At 48.9% G+C, this 4,652-nt stretch carries 4 protein-coding genes and 1 pseudogene; all 5 read right to left on the bottom strand.

Annotated features, from left to right (window positions below; all coding sequences use genetic code 11):
- Positions 1–385: 385 nt before the first annotated feature.
- A complete protein-coding gene (locus QUA13_RS31675; protein WP_333204944.1) occupies positions 386–1,732 on the bottom strand; it encodes an FAD-dependent oxidoreductase in 1,347 nt (448 codons plus the stop codon).
- 275 nt (positions 1,733–2,007) lie between these two features.
- Positions 2,008–2,757 (bottom strand): glucose 1-dehydrogenase, encoded by a 750-nt coding sequence (locus QUA13_RS31670; protein WP_333204942.1) that lies wholly within the window; start codon positions 2,755–2,757, stop codon positions 2,008–2,010.
- A gap of 114 nt (positions 2,758–2,871) precedes the next feature.
- Positions 2,872–3,696: an alpha/beta hydrolase gene (locus tag QUA13_RS31665; protein ID WP_333204940.1), complete on the bottom strand. Its 825-nt coding sequence runs from the start codon at positions 3,694–3,696 to the stop codon at positions 2,872–2,874.
- A 284-nt stretch (positions 3,697–3,980) separates the two neighbouring features.
- Positions 3,981–4,268, bottom strand: coding sequence for a hypothetical protein (locus tag QUA13_RS31660; RefSeq protein WP_333204938.1), 288 nt, complete (start codon positions 4,266–4,268; stop codon positions 3,981–3,983).
- Between the two features lie 239 nt (positions 4,269–4,507).
- A pseudogene (locus QUA13_RS31655) lies at positions 4,508–4,652 on the bottom strand (IS5/IS1182 family transposase); the annotation flags it as partial.

The following is a 4,652-nucleotide window of genomic DNA, read 5'->3' as shown; positions in this document are numbered from 1 at the left end:
GCTTTAAGTCGGGGAGTTTTTCCATTCCTCGATCTAATGTCTATCTCGTCTTCTTGTCAAGGGGGTTGAGCAATTACGAAATTCTTTAAGGATATAAGCCAAAAACCTAGGAGTATGACCGAGAAGCTTTAAGCGGAACTACCCCGCAGGGAGTAGGTTCCGTTTTAACCATTTATTTCAAGAAACTACCCACGTCTTCTCTCTTTTAAACAGTCTATAAACTGAAGCTGACACTCAATTTTTATTCGGGAATAAACCTTCAGTTCGCTAGCCGAAAAGAACTCTCAATCGGGGTTTTATTTTTGGCACTATTTTATTCTACATTTTGAAGTGCCGAGTGTGGGATAAAACCTTTTCATATATTCGGAGACCCAGGCATTTTATCTCAAAGCAGCAACCGTGCCAGACTGGGTAAAGCTTCACCATAGGTGGGATGGATGTGAACCGATCGCTCTAACAACTGCCAGGTTGCTCCCGCCTCCATCAGGGATAAAAATACATGAACCAGTTCCGCAGTTTCGTAGCCCACTAGGGTTGCTCCCAGGATTTTGTCTGTGTCGCTGTCAATTACCATGCGATAAAACCCCAGGTCATGCCCCCACTCGATCGCACGCGCAATTTGGCTCATAGGTAACGTAACCGCACGCGCGTTGATGCCTTGTTTCTGAGCCTGTTCTAACGTCATCCCCACTCGCCCCACCTGGGGTTCTGTGTATACCGCATAGCCAAGAACGCGATCGCCTCGCGTCCGGTTTTCTCCACACAAAATAGCTTTTAAACGGCGATAGTCCTCCCATGAAACATGAGTAAAGGCAGGCTGTTTGGCAGCATCCCCGATCGCATAGACACCAGCACAGGTTGTGTGAAACTGGTCATCAATTTTGACAAACCCTTTATCATCTAACTCAATCCCGCTGGCGACGGCATTTAATGCACCTGTATTGGGTTTCCGTCCAATCACAACCAGCAAAGCTTCTCCCTGAAATTGTTCGCCATTACTCAGCGTCAGAATAAATACATTATTCTCATGGGCAACCTCATTTACATTCACCCCAAAATGGAGCTGAATTCCATCCTGCTTGAAGGCTTCTGCTAAGATCTCGCTGACATCAGCTTCTTCTCGATCTAAAAGGCGTGAACCCCGCACAATTAAGTGAGTCTGACTGCCCAAACGCGCCAATCCCTGCCCTAATTCCAAGCCAATATAGCCGCCTCCAATCACCAATAAACGGGCGGGTTTAGTGCTCAAGTCAAAGAAATTGCGGTTGGTCAGGTAGGGAGTTTCTGCCAGACCGGGAATCTCAGGAATCAGCGATGAGGTACCCGTGTTAATAATTACTAGAGGAGCCTGAACGGTGACATCCCCACCTTTGACCGTCCGTTCACCCACAAAAGAAGCTTCAGCACAAATTACTTTGACACCCGCAGTTTCCAATCGCTTGCGAATCCCCTGATTAAAATCGCTGCGGATTCCCCGAACTCGCTCCATGACAGCGGGAAAATCCACTTCAACCTCCGCGTGGATGCCTAATTTCTTGGCCTGACGCGCCCGACCTGCTGCATGAGCCGCTGCTAAAAACGCTTTGGACGGAGTGCAGCCATAGTTAATGCAACTACCGCCTAAAGCATCCCGTTCAAACAAGACAACCTTGCGCCCCTCATTGGCAAAATCAGTCGCCAGTGGAATGCCACCTTGACCGCTTCCTATCACAATGACATCTGCTGTTTCCATTAGCGCTAAACTCCTTGGGGATAATTTGCTTTCATAACACTTTCACACTCCAAGTTCAAAACTCTCTGCTCGTTGAGATAGGGTTTGGATTGAGTTATCACATCATCATTCGGCATTGCTGAAAAGTAATGATTTTCTTACCTAGGAATTTGCTTTTGAAATAGCTAGATCGTTACCAAATCAGCAATGCCTTGCATGGAATGGTACCGACTGCGGTTAGGATGCTTTAGCTTTGCGCTGTACTTCGTATACAGAAAAACGCAATGCCATCAAAGCTAGCGAAGACCACCCGTAATATACAGAGTTTCGCCAGTAATCCATCCTGAATCAGAGGACGCAAGGAAAACGACGGCAGGCGCAATGTCTTGCGGCTGTCCGATTCGACCCAGCGGAGTGTGCGCTTCAATTTGTTTGCGACCTTCGCTCTGAGCAATTCCCGCTGTATACGAACCTTCCGTTTCCACCATCCCAGGATTGATTGAATTGACACGGATGTGGCGTGAACCGAGTTCTTTGGCAAGCGACTTCGTGATGGCATCGACCGCTGCTTTGGTAGCATTATAGACTGAGCCGTTCGCGGGTGCGAGAGTGCTGACGATCGAACTGATATTGATAATGCTACCGCCTTCTGGCCCGAAGTGCTTTATACCTTGTTGTGAGGTGAGGAGCAATCCCAGCACATTGAGGTCAAATTGCTTGTGGAAGTGCTCTTCCGTGATGTTTTCCAGTGGGGAAAATTCATAAATGCCAGCATTGTTGACCAAAATATCTAGCTTGCCGAAAGCTTTTTGCGTTTCTGAAAAAAGATGTTCGATCTCTGCCTTTTTAGCAACATTTGCCTGGACTGCGATCGCCTTACCGCCTGCGCTGGTAATTTCATCAACCACGCGATCGGCCCCTTCTTTGCTTGATGAATAGTTAACGACAACTGCTGCACCTTCGGCTGCCAGATGTTTGGCGATCGCGGCACCAATACCTTTAGACGCACCTGTGACGACTGCGATTTTTCCTTCTAGTTTTTTCATCGTTATAAGTGTTGTGATTGTTGAGTTTGAACAAGCTGTCCGAAACGGTTGCGAACCTAAGAGAATGGACCCGTTCGGATCTTTAACTGTGATGTCTCACATTCGCGCACCTAGTCAGGACTTGAGGAATTCCAGCAGGTCGGCGTTGAGTTGGTCTTTACTCGTGTCGCCCAGGCTATGCGATCCGCCGGGATATATCTTCAAAATCGAATTCTTGACCAGCTTCGCAGACAACAGGGCAGAAGCACCAATCGGCACGATCTGATCGTCATCGCCATGAATAATCAACGTTGGCACGTCGAACTTCTTCAAATCTTCGGTGAAATCTGTTTCCGAAAACGCCTTAATGCAGTCATAAGCGTTCTTATGGCCAGCCATCATCCCCTGCATCCACCACGACTGGATCAGACCTTGGGAGACTTTGGCACCGGGTCGGTTGAAGCCAAAGAACGGGCCACTGGCCACGTCAAGGAAAAACTGCGATCGGTCAGCCAAAAACGCCGCCCGAAAGCCGTCAAAGACCTCAATGGGCAGCCCACCCGGATTCGCATCCGTCTTGACCATGATCGGCGGCACTGCGCCCATTAACACTGCTTTGGCAACCCGTGATGTTCCGTGTCGCCCAATAAACCGCGCCACTTCGCCACCGCCGGTAGAGTGTCCGATCGTCACCGCATCCTTTAGATCCAGCGCCTCGAATAGTTCCGCCAGATCGTCAGCGTAGGTGTCCATTTCATTGCCGTGCCAGGGTTGACTCGATCGCCCATGACCCCGACGATCGTGGGCGATGCAGCGATAGCCGTGCGAGGCGAGAAAAAACATCTGCGATTCCCAAGCATCCGCACTAAGCGGCCAACCGTGACTGAAGACAAGGGGTTGTCCTGTACCCCAGTCTTTGTAATAGATTTGTGTACCATCCTTAGTAGTGATTGTGCTCATGGGGCTCCTATGTAAATTGTGCTGATAGTTTCCCAGTCTGTATCTGATTTGGATAGTAAAGACGACTGCATCTGCGATCGGTATCCTATCGATCAATTACTACTTTATCAGTTGATACATAACTGATTTCAGAAGTCTTATTTTGATGACCCGATTGCTTGCGAAGGTGGCCAATCCGCCTTTCAATCAGTTGTCTTCATTCTTCTATTTCAGTTCCATTTAGACCGCTCAAGTTCTTTGAGTTAAGATGCCAGTTAATCTTAGGACTTACGTACTTTGTGACATCAACGAATAACGATTAGGGCAGCTAGAGCGATCGCGACAACATCCTCAACAAGGGCAGCAGGTATTGCACCAATCCGCTCAATGGCAGCTATCCGCACCGTCCGAGCACCATACGCACCAACCAATGCACCTACAACACCCAGAAGCGCTCCAACGAGTGCAACACTGCTGTTTGGTGCAGTGATGAACCATCCCACAATGCCACCACTAAGAATCCGAGCAATCAACGCAGGGGGACTGGTGCGAGAGGGAATTTGCGGCAGCATATCGCCAATTAGCTCAGCCACTGCCAGGACAGCCAGAACGATCCCGATCGTGCGTGCCGCCTCGCGCCAGAAATAAAGCAGCCGCGGCTGTCAAAGCTAGCCCGTGCGATCGATCTCAGCTAGAGAGGGCTTGCTGAATAATCGATCGCTCCTGCTCTTGGAACAGCGATCGATTATTCAGCAAGCCCTCTCTAGGGCGTGTCATCAATTAGCAAGGTTGACAAAATGAACAAGGTGTGGAGCAAGATTCGGCTGACAGCCTAAGCCAACAAGATACTTGAGGCAGCTAGATAAATCCCTCCCAAAAAGTTCAGCCCACGCAAGTCGAAGCGAGTAGCAATGGCTCGAAATTGCTTTAGTTTGGCAAAGAAATTCTCTATCAGATGACGCGCTTGGTACAACACA

It is taken from the genome of Microcoleus sp. S28C3 (genome assembly GCF_036700785.1).
Lineage (GTDB): Bacteria > Cyanobacteriota > Cyanobacteriia > Cyanobacteriales > Microcoleaceae > Microcoleus > Microcoleus asticus.
Note: the sequence above shows the minus strand (reverse complement) of the source record. Positions and strands in the feature narration are given on the sequence as shown.